Annotated in this window: 21 protein-coding genes and 1 other annotated feature; of the genes, 11 read left to right on the plus strand and 10 right to left on the minus strand. The window is 43.1% G+C overall.

Annotated elements, in window-relative coordinates; all coding sequences use genetic code 11:
• Window positions 1-77 precede the first annotated feature (77 nt).
• Window positions 78-881 carry a MotA/TolQ/ExbB proton channel family protein gene (locus H7968_RS13225; RefSeq protein ID WP_227396598.1) on the plus strand — a complete coding sequence of 268 codons (804 nt, stop codon included), beginning with the start codon at window positions 78-80 and terminating at the stop codon, window positions 879-881.
• Window positions 874-1,596, plus strand: a complete 723-nt coding sequence (motS, locus tag H7968_RS13230) for a flagellar motor protein MotS (RefSeq protein WP_227396599.1) — start codon at window positions 874-876, stop codon at window positions 1,594-1,596. The genes H7968_RS13225 and motS overlap by 8 nt, the downstream gene beginning before the upstream one ends.
• 55 nt (window positions 1,597-1,651) lie before the next feature.
• On the opposite strand, the gene H7968_RS13235 is transcribed toward motS, so the two are convergent.
• The 3 genes from H7968_RS13235 to H7968_RS13245 are packed head-to-tail and all read right to left on the minus strand — an operon-like array spanning window position 1,652 to window position 4,110.
• On the minus strand, window positions 1,652-2,845 hold the full coding sequence (locus H7968_RS13235) for an acetoin utilization protein AcuC (protein WP_227396600.1): 1,194 nt from the start codon (window positions 2,843-2,845) through the stop codon (window positions 1,652-1,654).
• Window positions 2,815-3,462, minus strand: a complete 648-nt coding sequence (locus tag H7968_RS13240; protein WP_227396601.1) for an acetoin utilization AcuB family protein — start codon at window positions 3,460-3,462, stop codon at window positions 2,815-2,817. The genes H7968_RS13235 and H7968_RS13240 overlap by 31 nt, the downstream gene beginning before the upstream one ends.
• 15 nt (window positions 3,463-3,477) lie before the next feature.
• Entirely contained in the window at window positions 3,478-4,110 is a 633-nt protein-coding gene (locus H7968_RS13245; protein ID WP_227396602.1) for a GNAT family N-acetyltransferase, read from the minus strand.
• A 185-nt stretch (window positions 4,111-4,295) separates the two neighbouring features.
• On the opposite strand from H7968_RS13245, the gene acsA reads away from it, so the two are divergent.
• Window positions 4,296-6,014 carry an acetate--CoA ligase gene (gene acsA / locus H7968_RS13250; RefSeq protein ID WP_227396603.1) on the plus strand — a complete coding sequence of 573 codons (1,719 nt, stop codon included), beginning with the start codon at window positions 4,296-4,298 and terminating at the stop codon, window positions 6,012-6,014.
• 100 nt (window positions 6,015-6,114) lie between these two features.
• Here the strand turns inward: acsA and H7968_RS13255 are convergent, their stop codons facing one another.
• Window positions 6,115-9,072, minus strand: coding sequence for a transglycosylase domain-containing protein (locus H7968_RS13255; protein ID WP_227396604.1), 2,958 nt, complete (start codon window positions 9,070-9,072; stop codon window positions 6,115-6,117).
• Window positions 9,073-9,221: 149 nt separating this feature from the next.
• Window positions 9,222-9,431, plus strand: a binding site (T-box leader).
• 59 nt (window positions 9,432-9,490) lie between these two features.
• Here H7968_RS13255 and tyrS point away from each other — a divergent pair.
• On the plus strand, window positions 9,491-10,753 hold the full coding sequence (gene tyrS, locus H7968_RS13260; RefSeq protein ID WP_227396605.1) for a tyrosine--tRNA ligase: 1,263 nt from the start codon (window positions 9,491-9,493) through the stop codon (window positions 10,751-10,753).
• A 468-nt stretch (window positions 10,754-11,221) separates the two neighbouring features.
• Here the strand turns inward: tyrS and H7968_RS13265 are convergent, their stop codons facing one another.
• Window positions 11,222-12,385, minus strand: coding sequence for a DUF4317 domain-containing protein (locus tag H7968_RS13265; protein WP_227396606.1), 1,164 nt, complete (start codon window positions 12,383-12,385; stop codon window positions 11,222-11,224).
• Between the two features lie 163 nt (window positions 12,386-12,548).
• On the opposite strand from H7968_RS13265, the gene H7968_RS13270 reads away from it, so the two are divergent.
• The 3 genes from H7968_RS13270 (at window position 12,549) to H7968_RS13280 (ending at window position 14,113) form a co-directional block, all read left to right on the plus strand.
• The gene (locus tag H7968_RS13270) at window positions 12,549-13,028 is read left to right on the plus strand and encodes a DUF2975 domain-containing protein (protein ID WP_227396607.1); all 480 of its coding nucleotides are present in this window, start codon (window positions 12,549-12,551) and stop codon (window positions 13,026-13,028) included.
• 9 nt (window positions 13,029-13,037) lie between these two features.
• Complete coding sequence (locus H7968_RS13275) at window positions 13,038-13,250, plus strand: helix-turn-helix domain-containing protein (RefSeq protein WP_134375062.1); 213 nt, start codon at window positions 13,038-13,040, stop codon at window positions 13,248-13,250.
• Window positions 13,251-13,339: 89 nt separating this feature from the next.
• On the plus strand, window positions 13,340-14,113 hold the full coding sequence (locus H7968_RS13280; protein WP_227396818.1) for a DUF817 domain-containing protein: 774 nt from the start codon (window positions 13,340-13,342) through the stop codon (window positions 14,111-14,113).
• Window positions 14,114-14,163: 50 nt separating this feature from the next.
• Here H7968_RS13280 and H7968_RS13285 read toward each other — a convergent pair whose 3' ends face one another.
• A complete protein-coding gene (locus tag H7968_RS13285; protein WP_227396608.1) occupies window positions 14,164-15,099 on the minus strand; it encodes a phosphotransferase in 936 nt (311 codons plus the stop codon).
• A 162-nt stretch (window positions 15,100-15,261) separates the two neighbouring features.
• Window positions 15,262-15,864, minus strand: a complete 603-nt coding sequence (gene rpsD, locus H7968_RS13290) for a 30S ribosomal protein S4 (protein WP_227396609.1) — start codon at window positions 15,862-15,864, stop codon at window positions 15,262-15,264.
• 440 nt (window positions 15,865-16,304) lie between these two features.
• Between rpsD and H7968_RS13295 the strand changes: the two genes are divergently transcribed.
• Both H7968_RS13295 and megL read left to right on the plus strand, forming a co-directional pair.
• Entirely contained in the window at window positions 16,305-18,155 is a 1,851-nt protein-coding gene (locus H7968_RS13295; RefSeq protein ID WP_227396610.1) for a sensor domain-containing diguanylate cyclase, read from the plus strand.
• Between the two features lie 200 nt (window positions 18,156-18,355).
• Window positions 18,356-19,567 carry a methionine gamma-lyase gene (megL, locus tag H7968_RS13300; RefSeq protein WP_227396611.1) on the plus strand — a complete coding sequence of 404 codons (1,212 nt, stop codon included), beginning with the start codon at window positions 18,356-18,358 and terminating at the stop codon, window positions 19,565-19,567.
• A 167-nt stretch (window positions 19,568-19,734) separates the two neighbouring features.
• On the opposite strand, the gene H7968_RS13305 is transcribed toward megL, so the two are convergent.
• A complete protein-coding gene (locus H7968_RS13305; protein WP_227396612.1) occupies window positions 19,735-20,214 on the minus strand; it encodes a GAF domain-containing protein in 480 nt (159 codons plus the stop codon).
• 176 nt (window positions 20,215-20,390) lie between these two features.
• Between H7968_RS13305 and refZ the strand changes: the two genes are divergently transcribed.
• Window positions 20,391-21,014: a forespore capture DNA-binding protein RefZ gene (gene refZ, locus H7968_RS13310; protein WP_227396613.1), complete on the plus strand. Its 624-nt coding sequence runs from the start codon at window positions 20,391-20,393 to the stop codon at window positions 21,012-21,014.
• Here the strand turns inward: refZ and hisJ are convergent.
• Window positions 20,990-21,793 carry a histidinol-phosphatase HisJ gene (gene hisJ / locus H7968_RS13315; protein WP_227396614.1) on the minus strand — a complete coding sequence of 268 codons (804 nt, stop codon included), beginning with the start codon at window positions 21,791-21,793 and terminating at the stop codon, window positions 20,990-20,992. The genes refZ and hisJ overlap by 25 nt on opposite strands.
• 164 nt (window positions 21,794-21,957) lie before the next feature.
• Between hisJ and H7968_RS13320 the strand changes: the two genes are divergently transcribed.
• Window positions 21,958-23,649, plus strand: coding sequence for a septation ring formation regulator EzrA (locus H7968_RS13320; RefSeq protein WP_227396615.1), 1,692 nt, complete (start codon window positions 21,958-21,960; stop codon window positions 23,647-23,649).
• A gap of 116 nt (window positions 23,650-23,765) precedes the next feature.
• On the opposite strand, the gene brnQ is transcribed toward H7968_RS13320, so the two are convergent.
• On the minus strand, window positions 23,766-25,115 hold the full coding sequence (brnQ, locus tag H7968_RS13325; RefSeq protein ID WP_227396616.1) for a branched-chain amino acid transport system II carrier protein: 1,350 nt from the start codon (window positions 25,113-25,115) through the stop codon (window positions 23,766-23,768).
• Between the last annotated feature and the right edge of the window lie 103 nt (window positions 25,116-25,218).

Here is a 25,218-nt window from a genome sequence, read left to right on the forward strand (position 1 = left end):
TAAAAGCTCATTTGTTTAATCAAATGAGCTTTTACTATCTTAATACATAAATTACGAATGAACGGGGAGTATTAATAATGAAAAGGTATGACTGGATTACACCAATTGGGGTGGTCGCCGGTGTTTTGCTCGTAGGTCTGGCGATTTTTTGGAATAGCGGTAGTGACGGGTTTGCTTCATTCTTTCATTTACCATCCCTATTAATTGTTCTTGGCGGTGTATTTGCTGCTTTGCTTGTCACATTTCCTGCTTCATCTCTGAAAAGGTTCGGATCTGTGAGCCTGCAGTCGTTCAGGCGGTCACCTGATCAGATATATGAAATCGTATCCCTCTTTGTCAAACTGTCTGAAATTGCGAGAAGAGATGGTTTGCTTGCGCTTGAAAAGGAGATGGTGGGGATTAAGGATCCTTTTATTAAAAAGGGGATTTATCTTGCGATTGACGGTGTGGAAGGGGACACAATGGTCGATATTCTGCAGGCAGAGCTTCAGTCTCTTGAAGAGCGCCATAAAGTAAATCGCAGAATGCTTGAAAAAGCTGGTGATTATGCGCCTGCATGGGGAATGATCGGTACATTAATCGGACTCGTTCTCATGCTTCAGGATTTAAATGATCCGGCCGCGATTGGACCTAATATGGCGATTGCCCTTTTAACAACCTTTTACGGCGTACTGCTGGCGAATCTTGTGTTTAATCCAATGGCAGGACGGCTTGCTCAAAAAACCGAAAAGGAAATTTTTCAAAAGCAGATGATTATAGATGGTGTCATTGGTGTACACCATGGACAGAACCCGAGAGTGCTTGAGGAACAGCTTTCTGTTTATTTATCTGAACAGGATCGTTTAAAAGGTGAGGTTAAGGTGGAGAAGGCAAATGGCTAGAAGAGTCAGATTCAACAAAATGCCGGATACTGACAGTCAAGCGCCGAAGTGGATGGTGACTTTTGCTGATTTTACCCTTTTGATTCTCGTTTTCTTTATTCTTCTCTTTTCAATCTCGCAGGTAGATCAGCAAAAATTCGAGTCAATCTCGCAATCTTTCAGAAATAATGGTATTTTCGATCAATCTGACTCTGTTATCCCTTTTGATGAGGAGTGGCTTGAAGAGGAGATCAGAGAAGATCAGGAGCTTGAGAGTCTTTATGCTGAAATCAATTCATTTCTCGATTCGAATGATTTGGGGGATATGGCAGAGGCATCCCAAACAGATCGCGGAGTGGTGATAGTTTTGCAGGAACAGGTTCTGTTTAATTCAGGTGAGGCGGATATCCTGCCGGAAGCGATTCCGCTGCTTGAAGGAATCGGGCCCCTTTTAGAAGGCATTCCAAACTTCGTAAGAATAGAAGGGCACACGGATAATCGCCCGATTCAAACTGAAGTTTATCCATCTAACTGGGAGCTTTCAGGAGCGAGAGCAAGTAGCGTTGTCCGTTATTTTATCAATGAGCACAGCCTGTCGGCAGATCGTTTTTCAGCTGTTGGATATGGTGATACAAAGCCGGTGGCACCGAATGATGGTCCTGCAAACTGGGCACTGAACAGACGTGTGGAAATCGTGATTCTGAATCAGTATTTAAATGAGGGGGAAGGCTCCTGATTTATATACAAACCGTGCCGGGTCATTCCAAATCACTAAAAAACAAGAGCGCAGTTCAGCTCTTGTTTTTTATTTTTAAGATAGGATAGAGTGCTTTTTCTACTGTTTGTCTGTTTTTCTCTGAAATTTCTCTTCTTCTCGGGATCTCCTGGCAGATTCCATCAGGATCACTCCACGTTTTCATCAGTGGAACCGGTGATTCGCCCTGCCATTTATCAAGCCAGGATTGTGGAATGTTGTCACTTTCCGGAACAGCTCCCGTCATTTCCATCCAGATTCTTGACCATGCGCGAGGAACAACCCGCCAGATGTCATAACCGCCACCGCCAACGGCAATCCATCTTCCGTCGCAATATTCATGTGCCAGTTCATGGGCAATTCTTGGAATTTCCTCATAGGTGCGGATGGTTGAGGACAGGTGAGTCAGTGGGTCCAGACAATGTGCATCTGCCCCGTTTTGAGTCAGGATGATGTCAGGTTTGAAAAATTCAATGACTTTCCTGAACGACTTTTCATAAGCCTCTATAAAAGAATCATCCTCCGTAAAAGCGTCCAGCGGGATATTAAAAGAATATCCATAACCCTTCCCGTGACCTCTTTCATTTACAGCGCCGGTACCGGGAAATAAATATCTGCCGGTTTCGTGTATGGAAAGGGTGCAGGAGGATGGATCGTCATAGAACGACCATTGAACCCCATCACCATGATGCGCATCTGTGTCAATATACAGCACACGGGCATTGTACTTCTGCTGCATGTAGCGGATGGCAACAGAGCTGTCGTTATATATACAAAATCCTGACGCTTTTCCTCTGAAACCATGATGCAGCCCGCCGCCAAGGCTCAATGCATGCTGATAACGGTTTTCCATCACTTCATCAACAGCTGTCAGTGTGCCTCCAACCAGTCTTGCGCTGGCTTCGTGCATATTTTTAAATACAGGTGTATCTTCTGTTCCCAGCCCGAAATTTTCAGCTTTATCTTTTGAAAGTTCCCCACGTCCGGCAAGCTGCACAGCTTTTATATACGCCGGGTCATGCACAAGGGCCAGCTCTTCATCTGTTGCTGATCGTGGAGGGATGATGTCCTCATCATTGATAAAACCGGAATCCTTCAATAAATCCAATGTCAGCTGGAGTCTTTTCTGATTGAATGGATGATCTGCTGAAAATCGGTAGTTTAATAGGTCATCAGAATAGATGAAAACAGAATCTCTTTTTACAGTGGATTCGTTGGCAGATTTGGCCATAATACTTCATGCCCTTCTTCTCGCAGATCATCAATGACGGACATCGGATTCATTGTCTGAACGCGGAATACTAATATTTTATAAGATTCATCCTGTTTATACGGATAAACGAGGACACTGTGAATATTGGAATGATTTTTTCTGATAATCCCTGCAACCTCATAAAGCATGCCCTGTTTATTCGGAACCTTTACTTCAATCTGGGATCCTGGCTGGGTTGCACCGGTTAATTGAATCAGTGTATGTAAAATATCGGTTTCGGTGATCATGCCCACCAGCTGATCTTCACTGACGATCGGCAGGCACCCGATCTGCTCTTCCATAAAGATGACTGCGACTTCTTCAACAAAATCAAGAGGGTGACCTGTAATGACAGGTGTTGTCATCATATCCAATACCTTTGTCTGAAAAAGCTTTTCACGATTTTCGGTTTGAAAAGGAGAAGGAGAGAATTCTTTAATATCCCGGTCTGTGACAATGCCCACGACCTTTCTGTTGACATCAATAACCGGAACGTGACGGATTTTTTCCTTCGCCATTAATTCGATTGCCTCTTCAAGTGTTGAGTCCGGAGCCAGCGTATGAACATCACGGACCATCATATCTTCTATAATCATGCAGATGCCCTCCTGTTAATACATAAATCGATTCATAAATCGAAGCTGATCAAATCTCTGAATGGAATCCGGATCGACTCTCTTTCCGATACGTGCCATCAGACAGTTGGCAGGGTGTGAGCTGATTTCAGGATCATCGGTGGCATAATACTCAAGCCCGCCGGCATTCATCATTTTTTCCATCACTTTCCGGTAATCCCAGACGTTTAAGCCTGTTCCTTTTAAATCCCAGTGCCAGTAATACTCGGTTGTAATGACAATATAATCTTCCATCGCATCATCCATCATTGAGACACGCAGCAGGTTCTTTCCAACGGATGCTCCGCGATATTTCGGAATGACTTCAATCGCACCAAGCTCAATCAGATTTTTCATATTTCCCTGCGACCATCGCTCAAGCGGGTCAGGATAGAGGTATGTGACATACCCAACGATCGTGTTATGTTCCCGAGCAATAATGATCCGTCCTTCAGGAAGGTCCGCGATCTCAATCAGTGCTTTATGCTGCTGGGCAGGAGGACGGAAAGCGACCAGGTCCTCGTGAAATTCCATTAGAGTCAGCTGATCTTTAGAAATCGGTCCTTCGATCACAATCGTTCCTTTAGCAGTTTTTAATTCCTTTGCGTTATACAGTTTTGGATGATCCATCTGCTGTCACCTACATTTCATAAGTATCCTACTATACAGCATACCCCAATCATAAAAGCGCTTTCAACTTAAAACTGAATTTCACTCCCTTTCGACAAATGACGTTCACGTAATATTAAAAAAATTGAGAAAAATAGTGAATTGTACTATACTGGTAAAGAACTTGCTTATAGGGGGACGACGAGATGAAATTGGAAGCGTTACCATCGGTTAAAGGGAACTATAATTTGCAGGATTATGAAGCAGCAGCCCAGTCGTTTGACTGGAAAGAAGCGGAGAAGCATTTTTCTTGGCATCAGTCAGGAAAAGTGAATATGGCCTATGAAGCCATTGACCGCCATGCTGAAGGGGAACGGAAAAACAAAGTTGCACTTTATTACCGAGATGCGAATCGTAATGAAAAATATACGTTCAGAGAAATGAAAGAGCTGACCAATAAGGCGGCTAACGTGCTGAAAAGTCAGGCTGATATTGAAAAAGGGGACCGAGTTTTTATTTTTATGCCGAGATCACCTGAGTTGTATTTTGCCCTGCTGGGGGCGTTAAAAATCGGAGCGATTGTCGGTCCGCTTTTTGAAGCATTTATGGAAGGTGCGGTAAGAGACCGTCTGGAAGACAGTGAGGCGAAAGCGATCATAACAACGCCTGAGCTGCTTGAGCGGATACCGGTTGATGCATTGCCGCATCTGAAGCATGTACTGGTCGTCGGAGATGATGTAAAAGAAGAAGGTAAATACATAGACTTTAATAAACATTTCAATGCAGCTGACCGTCAATTCCAGATAGAGTGGCTTCAGCTGGATGACGGACTGATTTTACATTATACTTCCGGTTCAACAGGTAAACCAAAAGGGGTTCTGCATGTTCAGCGTGCGATGCTGCAGCACTATCAGACAGCTAAATGGGTGCTGGACCTTCGTGAAGATGACATTTACTGGTGTACTGCAGACCCGGGCTGGGTGACAGGAACATCCTATGGGATTTTCGGACCGTGGCTGACTGGAACCACTTCAGTTATCGTTGGTGGAAGGTTCAGTCCGGAAGCCTGGTATCAGACGCTTGAAGACTTTGAAGTTACAGTATGGTACAGTGCACCGACTGCTTTCCGTATGCTGATGGGAGCGGGAGATGAGCTTGTTAAAAAGTATAATCTGTCTGCACTCCGTCACGTCCTGAGCGTTGGAGAACCGCTGAACCCAGAGGTAATCCGTTGGGGAATGAAAGTGTTCCAGCACCGTATTCATGATACGTGGTGGATGACAGAGACAGGTGCACAAATGATCTGTAACTATCCCGCGATTGACATTCGCCCGGGTTCGATGGGTAAACCGATTCCAGGTGTAGAGGCTGCCATTGTCGACGACCAGGGAAATGAACTGCCTCCAAACCGGATGGGGAACCTTGCTCTTAAAAAAGGCTGGCCGTCCATGATGCATACGATCTGGAATAACCAGGAGAAATACGAATCTTATTTTATGCCGAGCGGATGGTATGTATCAGGAGACTCAGCCTATATGGATGAAGACGGCTACTTCTGGTTCCAGGGCCGAATTGATGATGTGATCATGACATCAGGCGAGCGGGTAGGACCGTTCGAGGTGGAAAGTAAGCTGGTTGAGCATCCAGCTATCGCTGAAGCAGGGGTGATCGGAAAACCGGATCCTGTTCGCGGCGAAATCATTAAAGCGTTTATTGCTTTACGTGAAGGATATGAGGCAACAGATGAACTCAAAGAAGAGATCCGCCAGCACGTGAAAAAAGGATTGTCTGCCCATGCAGCACCGAGAGAAATTGAATTTAAAGACAAGCTGCCTAAAACCCGGAGCGGTAAAATTATGCGACGCGTATTAAAAGCATGGGAGCTGGACCTTCCAACAGGAGATCTGTCCACAATGGAGGATTAATCGTAATTAAAAGAGCGCAGAAATGTGCTCTTTTTTTTAGTCTCATAATCAAAGTCACTTCAACATAAAAAGAGACCGCAATTTTGCGGTCTCTTTCACATTACGCTGCCGGATCTTCCTCAGGAGGTGGTTCTTCCTCAGGAGGCGGTTCCTCGGCTGGCGGTTCTTCCTCCGGTGGAGGTGTTTCTTCTGGAGGAGGTGTTTCTTCCGGAGGATCTGATTCGTCTGGTGGTGTTGAGCCACCGCCACCGTTTCCATTTCCACTTCCGCCAGAAGGAGGAGTAGCCGGCTGAGTAGGCTGAGAAGGCTGTTCTTCAGGCTCCGGCTCAGGTTCTGCTCCTACTCTTACCTCGTTTGATCTTCCGGATTCTTTACCCGCTACATCAACGGCTACAATCTCGTAAGTTCCGTTAGGTAATGATGCTGCTCTGTCATCATCAAACTGTCTGACAGCTACAACACTGGTTCCGGAATAAATACGGTATCCAACGACATCGCCGCTTCCGGATGGCGTCCAGCTTACCGTTGTACCATTCACGCTTGCTGTCACGCCGCCAGGGTTACTTCCATCGTCTTCAAGACGACTGTCTGCGACCAGCAGATTATCAAAGAAACTGTTGTCTTCAGGGAACAGCTTCGAGGCATCTCCACCGTAAGGGAACAGCATATCCTGAGCATAGTCCGGACTTAGTACGGCACCTGTTGATGCGAACTCATCAGGTGTGCTCTCCAACGCTACGAAGCGCTCACCATTTCGCATTACGTATTTCGTTGTTTCAAGGCCTGCGTCTTCACCTGATGGCTGATAAGCTGTTGTGAAGAGATCTGATGTGACCAGACCTGCTGCCGAACATGCCTGATCTGCAGGTAACCCTGTAAACGAACAGAATGAGCGGCTTACAACACCTTCAGGCTGCTGGAAATTACGGCCGGGGCTTGTCAATTCGCTTCTCACTTCATTTACACGGTTCATCATCAGCGCCCATAAACGGATCGCTCTGACGGAACTTGCGTTTTGAAGTGTACGAGGCTGATCATAACCAAGCCATAAGCCGAAAGTGATTTCAGGGTTTGATGCGATGAACCAGTTATCGCGTGTATCCTGAGATGTTCCTGATTTTCCTGCCCAGTCTGCAGAAAAATTCAACACGCCAGGAGCAGATCGCCCTGACCCGATCCCGGTTAAGGTATCTCTCATCATATCAATCGTGACGTAAGAAGTGGCAGGTGTGAACATTTCTTTTGATTCAGGCGTATGTTCGAAAACAACATTTCCCTCTTTATCGAGGATTTTCTCGATCATATAGGGTTCATTATACTGCCCCATATTTGCAATGGCTGCATAAGCAGACACATTTTCCTCCACTGTAATACCCTTCGTCATACCTCCAAGTGAGAATGCAGGATAACCATATTCTTCATCCTGAATTCCTTTAGGATCAATAACTTCAAGGAACTCACCCGGAGTGTATCCTCTTTGAAGCATTTTCCCGTATAGTCTTGCGGCTGAAAGGTTATGTGAAGCTGCAAGAGCGGTTCTTGCAGGGACAAGACCATATTCTCTATTTGAAACATAGTTATAAGGTGTCCAGCCGTTATAGGTAAACCCAACATCCGCTAAAGGTGATCCAGCACCAATCAGACCATATTGAACAGCCGGTGCATACACAGCAAGCGGTTTAATGGTGGAACCACTTGAACGGAATGATTGTGTGGCATGGTTCATTGACTGAATCTCATGATCGCGTCCGCCTGTGAAGCTGATAATTTTACCCGTGGTGTTTTCCATCAGTACGGTTCCGACTTCTTCCGGCTCAAAAACTTCAACCTCTGCATCGAGTTCCGGATCGTAGACCATGCTTGAAAAAGTAGTGCCAAATCGGTCGTAATTATTTTTCACTTCCTCCATTGCATCGTAAATCTCTTTATCAATGGTGGAGTGGATCTGATACCCGCTTTGTCTCATATCACGGGCAGCAAGCTGTGCATACTCTTCAGAAAGGGTGTCGCTCGCGTCAACCTGATCTTTGGAGTATCCGTCTTTTTCAGCAAGCACATACTTAAGGATATCCTGAGCACGACGCTCCAGTTCTTCCGTTACATAAGGATAACGTTCAAGAGCTCCTGATGATGGCGGAATAAAATCCTGTGTCAAATCGTATGCTACTGCTTCATCATGCTCCTGCTGGGTAATAAATCCTTCACGAAGCATTCTTGAAAGGACTTCATTTTTACGCTCAAACCCTGGTGCGAGAGCTTCCGGAGATTTTAATTCCCCTGCATTTGTAAAGGGTGTGTATCCAAATGGTGCCTGTGGAAGTCCGGCAATAAAGGCAGCCTGTGGAAGCGTAAGCTCTGCAGCCGTTGTACCGAAAATTCCGGCAGCAGCAGTCTGAACACCGGCGATATTCCTGCCGGATGAATTTCTTCCCATGTCAGCTACATTTAAGTAGGCTTCAAGAATTTCTTCTTTTTCAAAGAATCGCTCGACCCGAAGTGCGAGAAGAATCTCTTTGGCTTTCCGGTCGAAAGATACTTCGTTTGTTAACACCTGATTTTTAATCAGCTGCTGTGTAAGGGTACTGCCCCCGGTCTGGTTGGCAGCATTCGTTACTTCCTGATAAAGGGCACGCATGATCGCTTTTGGAACGACCCCGTCATGTTCCATGAAGTACTCATCCTCTGTAGCAATAACAGCATTAATCAGCTTAGGGGATACTTCATCAAGTGTAACCTCATCCCGTTCAAGATCCGTCCGAATCTTACCGAGATAAACATTGTTTGCAAAATATAAATCAGATGTTTCAGTGTAGTCATAAATATTCTGCTCCAGTGACTCATACGACAAAACCTTCTCATCTTTTACGAGAGAGGCAAAATAACCTGCACCGACACCGCCGGCGAATGCAGCGCCAATTACGCCAAAGATAATCAGTAATAATAAAAGATTCCAGACAACCTGGTATGACGTATGCAGTTTCCGTGGAACGCCCCATTTCACCGCAGTTGCAGTAAATGTTTTGAGCCTTTCCCGAAAGGTTTTATTTTGTTCTGCCAATTACTATCATCCTCCTTGCAGCATCTTTACAATTATATCATATTTGTCTTTCGTGAAATGTAAATTTCAAATAGGTTACCAGATTTCTTGAACAAAGCTTGACAATGATTAAAATGATGTGCTAAAACTAACCATATCAATTTGATATTCGATCAGCGAAGAAGAGAACGCAGTAGGAAATCAATCGTGTAGCATTAGAGAAACGGTGGATGGTGCAAACCGTTACACATGATTTGTGAATTACACTCTCAGAGCTGCTTTCAGTTGTGAAAGCCGGCATTTTCTGCCGTTAAACCAATGAAGTGAAAGAGAGCAATCTCTTTAAGCCGGGTGGTACCACGCATAAAAGCGTCCCTGCATGATGAACATGCGAGGGATTTTTTTATGCGTTTTTTTATAGAAAAAGGAGGATCAACACATGAACTTATTAGAGGATTTACAATGGCGCGGCATTATTTATCAGCAGACAGATGAAGCGGGCATGAAAGAACTGCTTGAAAAAGAGTCTGTTTCACTATATTGCGGAGCGGATCCGACAGCAGACAGTCTCCATATCGGACATCTGCTGCCATTTTTGACACTGAAACGTTTTCAGAATCACGGTCACCGTCCGGTAGTGCTCGTTGGTGGAGCGACCGGTCAAATTGGGGATCCGAGTGGAAAGAAGGAAGAACGTCAGCTGCAGACACCTGAGCAGGTTCAGTACAACGTAGAAGCGATTTCAAAGCAGCTTGAAAAACTGTACGATGCAAAAGGTGACAACGAGGCCGTGATGGTGAACAACCTTGACTGGATCGGAAAAATTGATATGATCAGCTTCCTGCGTGATTACGGTAAACATATCGGGGTTAATTACATGCTGGCGAAGGATACGATCGCTTCACGTCTTGAAACCGGAATTTCTTACACTGAATTCACATACACGATTTTACAGGCGATGGACTTCAACCATCTTTACAAGGAATACAATTGTAAAGTGCAGATCGGCGGAAGTGACCAGTGGGGCAATATTACAACCGGCCTCGAGCTGATCCGCAAAATGAATGACGGAGAAACAAAAGCATTCGGGATGACCATTCCACTCGTGACAAAAGCGGATGGGACGAAGTTTGGTAAAACGGAAGGTGGATCAATCTGGTTAGATGCTGAGAAAACTTCACCATACGAGTTCTACCAGTTCTGGATCAACACAACGGATGCAGATGTGATCAAATACCTGAAATTCTTTACATTCCTCGACCGTGAAACGATTGAAGGACTTGAAAAGGCAGTGGAGGAGGAGCCGCATTTACGTGCTGCTCAAAAAGCACTTGCTGAAGAAATGACGAGAATGATTCACGGGGAAGCTGCACTTGAACAGGCTCAGCGTATTACGGCTGCCTTATTCAGCGGAGACCTGAAGTCATTAAGCAGTGCGGAAATCCGTCAGGGCTTTAAGGACGTACCTACTCATCAGGTCGGAGGAGACGACTCCCTTAATCTCGTTGAGGTACTGGTCAATGCGAAAATTTCTCCATCAAAACGTCAGGCGCGTGAAGATGTAACAAATGGAGCTGTCTACATTAACGGGGAGCGTGTGACTGACCTGCAGTTTGAGCTGGAAGGCACCGTTCGCCTGGATGATGAGTTCACGATTATTAGAAGAGGGAAGAAGAAGTACTTTATGATTCAGTATGCTTAAGCTTTAATGATGAAGCCGTGCCGGGGCATTCCTCCGCTTTCCGCGGCCGCGCGGTGAGCCAGCTAATGCTCCGCATTACGCTGTCTCACCTGTCGCTTCTCTGCCGCAGGAGTCTCCGGAATGCCCCGGCACTACTTATGACTTAAGTACTTGTGAAATTTTTAAAAAGTGCATTAAGCATAAAAATGTAAGTTTTGGTATTTAGGCGATTGTTTTTTGGTGGTAACGAACTCTGAAGGGAAGGAATCATGCAATGGAATGATTGAATCTACAGGGGGTTTTGAAGGAAAAAGGATCGCTAATTTGTGTTGTGAAGGAATTCATTTTTGAAACGATCGAATTAAATTCCAGAAAGATGGAATAAAAAATTGAAACGATTGAATCATTTTCCATTGTGATGGAATCCCGCGGAGCGGTCCTGTTTGTTAACAGGCCAAATTCCGCGGGATCTTTTTTACATAAAAACGCTTATTCCCCAAACACCTCGGGAATCATCTTAAACCCTTCAATTTCTGCATCTTCTTCAAGCTCAATCATAATGCAGCGTTTTCCTTTATAATTTACCTGCTTAATATACTGTAAATCCTGTGGGCTGATAGCAATGTTGGCGATTTTTGTCTGGATTTTGATCGATTTGGACTTGAATTTCGGCACCACGCTGTTGGCTTTTAATTCATAGGCTTCATTATCTGTAATGCGGGCAAATGCTTCCTTTACTTTCTCTGTTTCCACTTTCTCTCCGCTGCTTGTCAAAATGCGTTCAACGTCCCTGTAGTCAAGCTTAGGTGCTTCATCAGCATCATGTTCTTCTATCGTCTGATTAATTTCGCTGTAAACTGTAGCAAGAGTAGAAGGAGAGAGCTGATCTCCAACAACATCTTTGATCACCTCTTCAAACACTGCTTTATCTTCCTTAGCGGTCATAATTTCTTCACCGTTCAATACCTCCTCAATAAAGCGGTAATCCGGTTCATTGGCTTTAGAAGCCGCATAAAGGACATGGTTTACATCTGACGTATCATTTGTGAAACAGGGAAACATAAAGCCTGTTAAAGGGTTTTTTAGATCGATAATCGGATCCACTTCAACTTTGTACTTAAATTCTTTTTCCACATAATCAAACTGAATCTCTTTTTTCGGCTCCTCGGTTTTATTAATGGTACATAAAATAAACGGATGGGAGTATACCGTATCTCTGCTGTTTTCCTCCGTTTCATCATTACTGCGTCTGGTTGGTTTCATGTATTCAGCTTTAATAAAGGTAATCACGATATCCTTCTCGTAAGGATGATCCTGAATCATCTTTTCTGTCATTTGCAGCATATGGTCTTCGAAGTCCTCTGCGGAACCGAGCAGGCCTTTATGTAAAATCAGCTGACTCGAGTTCTCTGCATCACGCTGGAATTTTAATTCAAACAGTTTTTCGTTCAGCTGGCCAGTCAGAATTTTTTTGAAGTTATTCAAAAACAGCTCCTGCTGATCGCTATCAAGCATACCGAATGGCTGTCTTTGAGCGTGATAAATGTCAGTGGAATCCTTCATGATATAAACGTTGAATATATTTGAGATGTTTAACAGGTCATTATCAGTTTTGAATTGTTTACGTATTCCTGCGATATCTTTTTTCTCCATGGCTCATTCACTCCTCAATTCAGAAAAACATTCTCTCATTTTAACATACCCTCATCCGTTCCTGTCTGAATTAAATAAATAACCTTAAACAATAATTATTTATTGATAAACAATAAATTTTAGTTTATTCTAAAAGCACAACAAACAAAAAGAGGTGTTTCTGATGAAAAAAGGTTCTACAATCTTTTTAAAATTGGTGCTTTTCGTGATGGCATTAGTAGTGGGTGTATTTTGTGCCTTTGCACTGGCTCCGTTTGCGTGGAATGTGGCGGATGACCCTGTTTTCGGCATTTGGCTGCTTCTGATTATTGGTGCGATGTATGTAACGGTTGTCCCGTTTTTCATTGCTTTGTTTCAGTCATTTAAGTTATTAGGATACATTGATCGAAATGAAGCTTTTTCAAGCCTTTCTGTAGCTGCTTTGAAAAAGATAAAGATTTGTGCGTTTGTTATCAGTCTGATTTATGTGATGACGATGCCATTTTTTTATGCGGTGGCTGAACTGGATGATGCACCAGGCGTAATTCTGGTGGGAGCTGTTCTTGTTGGTGCATCATTTGTAGTGGGGGTATTTGCCTACCTGCTGCAAATGCTGTTAAACAATGCAATTGAAATCAAAACAGAAAACGATTTAACAGTGTGAGGTGAGAATATGGCGATCGTAATTAACATAGATGTGATGCTCGCAAAGAGGAAAATGAGTGTAACGGAATTAACTGAAAAAGTCGGTATTACCATGGCGAATTTATCCATTCTGAAAAACGGTAAAGCAAAGGCGATTCGATTTTCAACACTTGAAGCAATATGCAAAGCACTGGATTGTCAGCCGGGTGATATCTTGGAGTACAGGAGTGATGAGGAATAAAAGAACAGGGGAGGGAAAGGGAGATGAATCGAACCAGAAATACTTCCACTATCTCAGATGATAAATTCACAAGGGTTCCTTTTTGGATTATGGCAGACAGATATGGTGGCTCAATGATGCAACTGCTCCGGTTCGGATGGGAACAGTCCTTATCATGTGTATTTCCTGTCGTGATTTTCCTTTCTCTTGCTTTGACAAAGTACATCACACTTCCTTTTTTGCCACGTTATGACTGGCTGCTGATTATCTGTGTCCTCATGCAGTGGTGGATGTTGAAGTCAGGATTGGAAACAAGGGATGAATTGAAGGTTATCACGTTATTTCATTTGATTGGCATTGCGCTTGAAGTGTTTAAAGTGAATATGGGGTCATGGTCTTATCCGGAGGAGGCAAATTCCATGGTTTTTGGTGTGCCGTTATACAGCGGATTCATGTATGCCAGCGTTGCAAGTTATCTCTGTCAGGCATGGCGGCGACTTGATGTTAGGCTTGTACATTGGCCGCCGTTTGTTTTTGTCGTTCCTCTTGCTGCTGCGATATACCTGAATTTCTTCATTCATCACTTCTGGATGGACGTCCGCTGGTGGCTTTCTGCTCTTGTTATCATTGTGTTTTGGCGGACAGCTGTTTTGTATAAGGTTGGAAGAAGGCAGTATCGCATGCATCTTGTGCTTTCATTTATCCTGATCGGTTTTTTTATCTGGGTTGCTGAAAATATTGCCACCTTTTTTGGTGCTTGGACCTATCCTTATCAAACTGAAGCATGGAGTCTTGTTGACATTGGAAAAGCCAGCTCATGGCTGCTGCTCGTGATTGTCAGTTTTCTCATAGTTGCTCAATTGAAGCTTGTGAAAAAGAATTGATTATCTGTTTGTGGTTATCTTATTTAAACTATTCAAGAAAAAATGGCTTGTTATTTAATGAAAATTCCTGCTGATACATTCTGTTCAATGTTTTTTCGATTGTTGTAAATCCATAGGAACATTTTTTTGTTTACTGAATACAGATTTTTATCATGTGAAAAATAAGCCATGAAGATGCTCTGTATACAAAGCATAATGTACCAAATAGACTGCTTTTCAACGTCTGAAAGTGGTTTGTGTTCACTGTAACTGTTTACGAGTTCCTGTACAAATGTGAACCAGTTTTTTCTCAGTTCGGGATTTATAAAAACTTCACTTAATATGCTGGTTGAACAATAGCAGAGATCGAAGGTGCTGACGTTTATTTCTGCGAGGTCAAAGTCAATGAAAGCTTTCAAGGATTCATCATTGACAATCATATTGTAGATGTGTGCATCGCGATGAATCAACTGCTTGGGTATGGAACGGACAATATTATGTATTTCTTCGTCTAATTCTTTAAAAATTCTCATTAAAATATCAGATGAATCTGCTTTTACTATTTCATGAACAGCGAAAGAATAAACCATTTGATAGAGATTTTTATTTGGAAAAAGTTCTGAAAAGCTTAGCTTTTTCATGGCATTGTTTAAATCTGCAATAGCCGACCCTACGACTTTTACTTTATTTGGATAGTGAATCATTTCCAAAGCATTAAATGTAGAACCTTCAATATGATCGTATAATGAATAATATTTATTTCCGTAATGGGTGTAATATTCACCGTTATTGTTAATGATCATGGAATGCACGGGCAAGTGATTTGTCTGTAAGTGATGAAGTAGGTGCATTTCTCGATTAATCTGAACGGAATCATTCTTCTCTTTAAGAATAAACTTCTCATAGTGGTCAGAAACAATGAGAAAAACGCGCTCTGAAAGTTTTTCTGCACATTTGATCGTTAAATTATAGTGTGATGTGATTGTTTGTATATTCTGAAGTTCCATTGTGTTCTCCTATACATAATTAGTAATGGATACTTCGGTATAAGGTTGTGTTTTTCCTTTTGAATACCCTACATTTCAGTTGGAATTCATAAAAAAACCCCTGACCATGTTGTAAAAACAACGTGATCAGGGGTTTTGTCTCTGTTAAGCTGCAGAGGCAGATTAACGAGAGTAGAATTCTACTATTAGCGCTTCGTTGATGTCAGCAGCTAGTTCGTTACGCTCTGGGAAGCGAGTGAATGTACCTTCAAGCTTGTCCGCATCGAACGTTACGTATTCAGGAGTGAAGCTGTTAAGCTCAATTGCTTCTTTCACAATGTTCAGCTTCTGTGATTTTTCACGAAGGCTGATTGTTTGTCCTGGCTTTACGCTGTAAGATGGGATGTCAACGCGTGAACCGTCAACCATTACGTGACCGTGGTTAACAAGCTGACGAGCCTGACGACGAGTGCGTGCAAGACCCATGCGGTATACAAGGTTGTCAAGACGAGCTTCAAGAAGAATCATGAAGTTGTCACCGTGACGGCCTTGAAGTTTACCAGCTTTATCGAATAGGTTACGGAACTGACGCTCAGTTACTCCGTATGTGTGACGAAGCTTCTGCTTCTCCTGAAGCTGAAGACCATATTCAGATAGTTTTTTACGCTGAGTAGGACCGTGTGGACCTGGAGCGTAAGGACGCTTTTCTAATTCTTTTCCTGTGCCGCTTAGTGAAACACCAAGACGACGGGACAGTTTCCATGCTGGACCTGTATAACGAGCCATAGTTTGACTCCTCCTTGTGTTTTTATTTTGTTGTAAAATAAAAACCAGTACTGTGATGAACCATCAATCATCATTTTGTCATCTTGCACCATCGCCCTGCAGCAGGGGTTACACGATGCACCTGTATTGAAGCAGGAACAAAATGAAAAATTCATGTACTCACAAAAGGCTGCATTATTTTACACAAAGAACATCATACATCCCAGTAAGATTTATGTCAAGGGCGATTTCTAAATGTTTTCCATGAATCGATTTATTTAGTATCCCCTGAAAATACGATAAACGAAGTATTTTGTCTATAATTATATTATTTTTTATGTAGAAATAGCTGGGAATTGTGCTATAATAAATATTTGTAAATATCTGAAAAATACATAAATAAAAAGTTATGTTAAAAACTTCGAGACAAAAGTTTGATATTAAAAAGGGATGAAGGTGGAATGATGGAAACGCTGAAGCCGTTTATGGACCGATTTAAAGCGGGAATCTTTGAGATTCTGTCAAATTCAATGGCCGGACAAACATCTATACGAAATTGGTACCGTCAGCTGACGGCTTTGCTGATCCAGGAATTCGACATAGAGAAAACCTTTTACTTATATAAAAATGATCGTCAATTGTATGTTTTTAATGAATCAGAAAAAATCAGGTTGGCAGACAGTCTCGATATTTTGAATAATATACAAAATGAACCTTTTACGAAGGCAGGTCCCGGGCTTCATTATTTGGAAAAGGGGGATATTTTAATTCCCTGTTACGATGGGGACGTTTTAATGGGAATTGTCGGACTGAGACCTGTGACTGGTGCAAAGTGGGTGCAGGACGACAAACTGTTGACGATAATGGCGTGCGATATAACTGTGCTTTATCAGAACGTCAGAAAGATGATTGCCACTTCAACGGAAAGAAAAAGATATCATGAATTATTTAAAGTAACAGAAGCCTTTAACTCCATTATGGATGTAAACGAAATACTGGGTAAAATTATCAATTCATTAAAATCAACTTTTCCACAGCACTCTTTTACGCTCCTTCTATCTGATGAATATGATAAGCAGACGGATCTGCCAATTGAATACCTCGATTATCAGACAGAAAATCCTGCCATCATGCATGCATTTGTATCCTCTGAATTGTCCTATGATGATCAGGGATCACCGGCAGCTTTGTATTCCCCTTTAAAGGGAAAACAGGGAGTGTACGGGCTGCTCAAAACGGTCAAGAAATCACAGGTGCCTTTTAAGGACCACGAGCAGGAATTTATAAAAGTGTTATCATCAACCGCGGGGAATGCACTTGAAAATGCCAAGCTTTATCAGCAATCGAGGAGGCTGATTGAAGATCTGAGCCTGATCAATGATCTGTCTCATCAGCTGAACTCAAATCTAAATATGACAGAAATGATGAATTACCTTCATAAACAACTCAGAACGTGTTTAAAACCTTCCGAAATCGGCTTTGTTTTAACCGGTCAGGAAGAATTGAAGGTGCTGGATGGCAGCTGTGACTTCTTTTATGAACCGGAAAGCCATGAATATTTACTCAATCTGAAAAGTCAGTTTGAGGACGGTGCAGAAGCAGTCTATACGGCTGATTATCAGGGCTCTTTATCAAAACATCCCATTTACCGTTCTGTCATGGCCGTCCCGATGGTTCATTTGAAAGAGTTAAAAGGGTTTTGTGTTGTTCTCCATCAACAGCCGTATTCTTTCTCTTTTGATATGTTTAAACTGTTTAAATCCATTATTCATCATTCCGCTCTGGCACTCATCAATTCAATGTTACGGGCTGAAATGCAGGAAATGATCAACAGAGATCATCTGACAAAACTTTACTCCCGCCATTATCTGGATAAGTTTGTTGAACGTTCAATAGAAAAAGACGAGTGCGGGGTATTTGTTCTGATTGATATTGATAACTTTAAAAAAGTAAACGATACACACGGACACCAGGTAGGAGATCAGGTCATCATTCAGCTTGCCAGACTGTTATCCAGTTTTGAAAGTGATTCCTCTATTAGTGCCCGTTGGGGTGGGGAAGAGTTGGCCCTGTATTTCAGTAACCTTACACTGGAAGAGGGAATTGAACTGACAGACTCCATCCGAATGAGTGCGCCTCAGCATACCGATCCGGCAATCACCATTTCCTGCGGCGTTGCCGGTTGGAAAGCAGGTCAGGGATTCTCGATGATTAATCTGGTTAAAAGAGCAGATATTGCACTTTATGAATCAAAAAACACAGGTAAAAATAAAGTGTCATATGCCTCCGGGGATGCAGTGAGGATCTATTGAATAACGAAAACAGACCGGAACAGCACTCTTTTTGAGCCGTTCCGGTTTTTTTATGCCGAAGATAATTGTTTCTGCATAGGGAATCATACTTTTACACATATCAGCTGTATTGCAAATATCTGCATTTTTCTGCTCTTTGAATATATTATAAAAAAAGGTAGAATAAAAATGAAAGCGATTACATTTTAGGGGGAGCTTTTATGGAGAGGAACAAAAAGCGGTTTGAGACAGAGGTTGTTCATACAGGGTATGATTCATCCCATTACCAGGGATCACTTACACCTCCGCTTTTTCAAACATCTACATTTACATTTGAGAACGCTGCGCAGGGAGAAAAGCGTTTTGCGGGTCAAGAAGAAGGATATATTTATTCCCGCCTTGGCAATCCGACTGTGAAGGTGCTCGAAGATAGAATCATGACACTTGAGCACGGTGAAGGAGCGCTTGCGTTCGGGTCAGGAATGGCTGCTGTTTCAGCTGTGCTGTTCCACTTGCTGAAAAGCGGGGACCATGTAGTCTGTTCAAGAGGGGTATACGGCTGTACGTTTGGACTGCTGGAAATGATGGAGAAGAAATTTTCGATTACACATGAATATGCAGATATGTCATCTGAGGAATTACTCCGACAGGCGATTACTGAGAATACAGCCTGCATTTATGTGGAAACGCCAATCAACCCGACGATGGAGTGTATCGATTTGAAAATGGTCTGTCAGGTGGCAATGGAGCTCGAGATCCCGGTGGTTGTCGATAATACGTTCAGTTCGCCTTATCTTCAGAATCCGATCAAACTTGGCGCGGATTTTGTCCTGCATAGCGCCACGAAATACATCTGCGGTCACGGCGATGTTGTTGGCGGTCTGCTCGTTGGTAAATCTGCTGAAGAGATGCAGGAGATCAGAATGACAACTCAGAAGGATATCGGCGGCATTATGTCCCCGTTTGATGCCTGGCTGCTGATCAGAGGAATCAAAACGCTTGCTGTCAGAATGGATCGTCACTGTGATAATGCAGAAAAAATTGCTTCTTACCTGAAGGCTCACTCAATGGTGAAGGCAATCCATTATCCTGGTGACGCTGACCATCCATCATTCAGAATGGCAAAAGATCAAATGAAACGTCCAGGCGGCATTTTGTCATTCGAAATCAATGGCACAAAAGAAATGGCTCAGGCTTTTATGGATGAACTAAACATGATCAAGATCGCAGTCAGTCTCGGGGATGCCGAAACACTGATTCAGCACCCATCTACCATGACTCACTCAGTTGTTCCGCCCGAAGTCAGGGCGAAAATGGGTATTACAGATTCTCTGCTCAGACTCTCAGTCGGCCTGGAATCATGGGAAGATATATGCGAAGACTTAGAACAGGCCTTTAAGAAAGTAGAAAAGAGAGCTGTGCAGATGCAATAAAATAAAAAAGGTGATCCATCAAGCGGGATCACCTTTTTTATTTTATTGACTTTAAAGATAATGTTTAGAACGTGAATAGACAATAAGTGCCGGGTCATTCCGGAGACTCCTATGGCGGAAAGCGAAGGAATGACCCGGCACGGTTTATCTAGTCAGCATTTCAGAAATTAGATAAACTCCTGCAAAATCTCTACAAACTTCTCAAGCTCCTGCTGGTCCGTTTCATCAAAGCGTTTTTTGATCGGGCTGTCGATATCGAGTACCCCTACAACTTCCCCATCTTTAACAATCGGCACAACAATTTCAGATTGTGAGGCAGCATCGCATGCGATATGTCCGGGGAATGCATGAACATCCTCGACACGGAGCGTGCGGTTTTCAGCTGCTGCGGTCCCGCAAACCCCTTTACCGAATGGGATTCTTACGCAGGCTGGAAGTCCCTGAAATGGTCCGAGAACGAGCCCGTCGTTTTCACGCAGATAAAATCCGACCCAGTTTGTCTGATCAAGAAACTGATTGAGAAGGGCGGAAGCATTGCTTAAATTAGCAATGGCATTATCTTCTCCTTCAAGCAGTGCTTTCAATTGTTTATGAAGCAGTCCGTACTGCTCCTCTTTTGTTCCTTTATACATTTCGACAGTAAACATGTAAGCTCACCTTCATTTCGATAAAAGTTTTATTCTTCTGAAAATCCTCCCGCTATTTGATGAAAGGTTTATGAAGGATCAATCACCTAAATGGAGAATGGTAGAAGATAGATAATATTATATTTGTATCACAGACGAAGACCGGAATCAATTCATTTGAAGGGCAGGTTATATAAATGGCAGTGCTTCAACGGGAAACTAAGTCAGAGGTCATGACCGCAGCAGTAGACTTGTTTTATACGAAAGGTTTTCATGCCACCAGTGTCAGGGAAATTTCAGCCGCCGCAGGAGTCAATGTTGCTACCGTCTCTTACTATTTTTCAGGAAAAAAAGGTCTCCTGGAAGAATGCCTGATTGCCTTTTTTGAACCTTATTTGGCTGTTCTCGAGGGGTCATTGGAGTTGAGGGGAGAGAAGTCATTTGTCATGGCAGCTGCGAGGAGAGCCGTTTTGTTTCAGCAGCAGCATCACCGTTTTGCCAGGTTTGCCTGGAGAGAGATCACGATGGATAATCAGCTGATCCGGGAGATGACCGCAAGTTATTTAAGGAAAGAACAGTACTTATGGAAGATGATGATGGCTGAGGATATTGAAAGGGGGATCAGCTTTAAACTTCCCCCTTCCTTTTTTCTGATTCAGCTGTCCTCAATGATTACCGCCCCCTTTTTACAGGGACAGTCTGTGCGTGAGCTTTGGAATGTCCATACCTCAGAGACATACTTTTCTGAAAGATATATGGACGCAATGGATAAATGGTTTATGAGTGTGACATCCTGTTACGGTTTAAGCGCAATCAGCTGATCTGCACCCTGATGCAGGCCGGATGCTGTGTGGGCATCAGATCCGTAGATTAATGGGATGCCAAGTTCTTTGGCTTTCAACGCAACAGGTGCCGGCGGGTATACTTCCAGGCAATAAGGTTTAACGGTACCGGCCCCGTTATAGTCCAGCTCAAGATTGTTCTTTTTTATCGCCTGCAGGATCAGGTTGATTTCGTGCTCATGACTTGATTCAGGGGGATAAAGTTTCCGGAATTTATTGGCCAGCGTGATATGCCCGATTCTTTGAGGCTTATACTGCCCCAAATTTGCCTCGATAGAAGATAATACTGTTTTATAATAGAGTGAATGAACGTGATCGATCGTCCCATGCGTGTCGATTAATGTTTTAAATGCATCTGGATCAAAATCCATACACACGTAGCCGTCTTCATTTTTTAAAAAATGAACAGAAAGAATGGAATCGTCCAGCTCATGACCATAACGGTTTAAAAAGTCCGTTGTTTGTGCTTCGAATCCTTCAATAAAATCCACTTCGAGACCTGTATGAATGATCAGGTCTCTTTTATATTGTTTTTTTAGATCCGACAGTTCACTTAAATATTTTTCCAGATCATCCGGATTCATCCCGCTGTCCTGATCCGGAACGGGATCTGTAAATCCTTTCGGCAGCGGAGCATGTTCCATAAATGAGATCTCCTTATATCCAAGTGTAATCGCACGCTCAATATATTGGTAAAACGAATCCCGTGATCCGTGAGGACAGTACGGGGAATGAATGTGGCCATCTCTAAAAGGCATGATGAATTACTCCCTTTCATAAAAAATGATATGAAAAAAGTCATGTCAAAAATATAAGAAAAAACAAGAAATATCACTAATAACATGGTATCATAAAGTCACTATACTTTTTGAAACAGAGACTTTTACATAAATCGTCAGCAGGATTGAACAGGAGGCAAGAGATGGAGTACATAATTGGATCCGTCCTATTAGCGGTAATTTTAATCGGTACAGCCTTTTTTTGGCGCAAAAAGCAATATAAAGAGGTCGATGTTCTTGAAGAACAGAAGCTTGATATTCAGCATCGTCCCGTACTTGAGGAAATGACCAAAGTCAAACAGTTGAATATGAACGGACAGACAGAAGAACTGTTTGAAAAATGGAGAGATTCCTGGACGTATATCGTGGATGAAAAGCTTACCGAGGTTGATTCCCTGCTGTTTGATGCGGAGGAACATATTGATAAATTCCGTTTTAATAAATCAAAAAAAGTTCGTGAAGCGATTGAAGAAGAGCTGAAAACGGCAGAGGAACAGATGAATGTGATTCTTCAGGAGCTTGAGGATTTAATGGGCAGTGATGAGAAGAACCGAGAGGAAATGGAATACATTCAGCAGGTGTTCAGGGAATCGCGTTCCACACTGATGGCAGAGCGCCACTCATTCGGTAAATCTGCTGAAGCACTGGAACGGAAAATCTACGCAGTGGAACCGAAGCTTGACGAGTATCAGTCTCTCACGGGAGAAGGGAACTATCTTCAGGCAAGAGAGCTTGTATTGGCGCTGGTACAGGAAATCAATGATATTCAGTCTATTATTGAACGTTTGCCATCTTTGAATGATGAAGTGCAGTATTCGCTTCCTTCCCAGCGTTCAGAGCTGAAGGATGGCTTTAACGAAATGTCGGATAAGGGATTTCCTTTGTCCCATCTCGGGTTTGAAAAGGCCGATCCGGAGCTGGAATCACAAATTGGACTGGCTCAAAAACATCTGCTTCGTCTTGAACTGGATGAGGCTGATGACATTCGTCAGTCCGTTCAGGACGCTTTAGATCAATTTTATGATCAGCTTGAGGACGAAGTGGAAGCGAGATCAAAGCTGAATGATAAGTTAGCGCCATTGTCTGAAAAGCTGACAGAGACTGTCAAACGCAATGAAGAATTGACGAGGGAAGTCGACTATGTCCGTCAGGGATATCAACTGGATCAGACGAATCTTGATCTCCCGAAGGACCATGAAAAACAGCTTGAGCGAATAACAAAAGAGTTTCATTTAATGTCAGATCGCCGTAAAGAGGGGGAAACCGCTTTTACGATTCTGGCCGTTGAGGCTGAAAGGCTTGAAACAGAACTTGCTGAAATTGAAGAGCAGCAAAAGAATTCATCAAGCCAGCTTCAAAAGCTGAGAAGTGATGAAATTACGGTTCGTGAGCTTCAGGACAACTGCTTTAAAAAGCTGAAAGAACTTGTTAAGCTGGTATCTCAAAAAAACCTTCCGAAAATACCGGATTACTGGCATATGGAGCTGAAGGAAGTGAATGATCAGCTTGAACAGATTGACCGTCTGCTGGCTGAACGTCCGATGAATATGAAGCTGATCAGTCAGCATTCTTCCTCAGCAGAGCGTATGACAGAAGCGTTTGAAGAAAGTACGTTTGATATGATGAATGCCGCAGAATCTGCTGAACGGGTTATCCAGTACGGAAACCGTTACAGAAGTAAAAATGAAGTTGTTTTTATCGGATTAAATGAGGCGGAGATGTTGTTCAGAAGAGGTCAGTATCAGGATGCGCTGGAGCAGGCTGCAGAAACGATTGAAAAAGTGGAGCCGGGCGCATTAAAGAAAATTGATGATTTAAAAGAACAGCACGTTTAAAAAAGAGGTGTCCGCGGACACCTCTTTTTTATATTGATAAATGTTTAAATCGTGCGAGGTCATTTCATCTCTTTATGTGGCCGTGCGGTGTGGCGGACTAATGATCCGCAGCTGTGTCAGGAATTCTTCAAGCTTGCCGCTGTTCTTTTTGTGTGACTGAATGAAACAGCGATCAAGTATCCGATGATTCCTCCGGTTACTGCTGGAATCATCCAGCCGACTGTCTGCTCCATCAATGGAAGGAATGACAGCATCGAGCTGAGTGGATTCCCTGCAAATCCTGCAGCAGCAAGGCCATCAGCGATTCCAATTATTCCGGTTGGAATGATTGCACCAACGTATACTGCGCGATAACCGTTAATGATGTTATGAAGAAACGCCAGCACCATTAACACAATGGCAACCGGATAAATCATCACGAGTACCGGTACCGATACAGCAATCAGTTGTGTTAAGCCGATGTTTGCGACAATCATACTGAATCCTGAAAAAATAAAGACGAAGCCTTTATAAGGAATGTTCGGTACAATTTTTGAGAAATAAGTTGATACCGATGCAACGAGTCCAATGGATGTTGTCAAACAGGCTGCGGTAATCGCCAGACCTAAAATAACGGCGCCGCTTGATCCGTATAAATAGGCAGCAGAAGCTGAAAGAATCGCCCCTCCGTTCTCCTGAGTACCTATTGCATCGATGCTTGTAGCCCCGAGGTGACTAAGTGCAATATAAACCAATGCAAGTCCTGTTGCAGCGATGACACCTGCAAGAATGGTCACTCTGACTACAAGGCGCTGATCCGTAATTCCCCGGTCTTTGACTGCTGAAATGACCACCAGTGCAAAAACAAGTGCCGCGATGGCGTCCAGCGTCAGATAGCCTTCGAGAAACCCTGCGAAAAATGGTGAGGATTCGTAAGCGGCAACTGCTTCTCCGCCCTCACCCATTGGCGTGAAAAATGCGCCGGCTACTAACACTGTTAAAATCACAACGAGTGCGGGTGTTAAGTATTTGCCGATCCGATCAACAAGTTTTGTTGGATTTAATGCCAGATAAGCTGTGATGGCGAAGAACACAAAAGAAGACAGCATTAATGTCCAGCCGCCACCCATTGATTCAGGTAAAAATGGCAAAATTCCGATTTCATAAGAGACAGTTGCGGTTCGTGGTATCCCAAAAAAAGGACCGATTGCTAAATACAATGTGATTGTAAAGATTATTCCGAAAATTGGGTGTACACGACTTGCCAGAATCTGAGGACTGCCTCCGGATTTTGCAATCGCGATGACACCAAGTAACGGAAGACCCACACCGGTAATTAAGAAGCCGGCAATGGCAACCCAGCTTTGGTCACCAGCCTGCTGACCGAGCAGGGGTGGAAAAATCATGTTGCCTGCGCCAAGGAAAAGTGCAAACAGCATCAGTCCAATTGTGAGAACGCTACCAAAAGTTATTTTGCTACCAGTCATAGTTCCCTCCATATATGCACTAACTTTTTTCACCGAAACATCATAACATAGAAAAATCGAAATTTGTCGAAAATAACAAAAGTCTAAATAAGGGGAAAATTCA

The organism is Jeotgalibacillus aurantiacus (assembly GCF_020595125.1).
Lineage (GTDB): Bacteria > Bacillota > Bacilli > Bacillales > Jeotgalibacillaceae > Jeotgalibacillus > Jeotgalibacillus aurantiacus.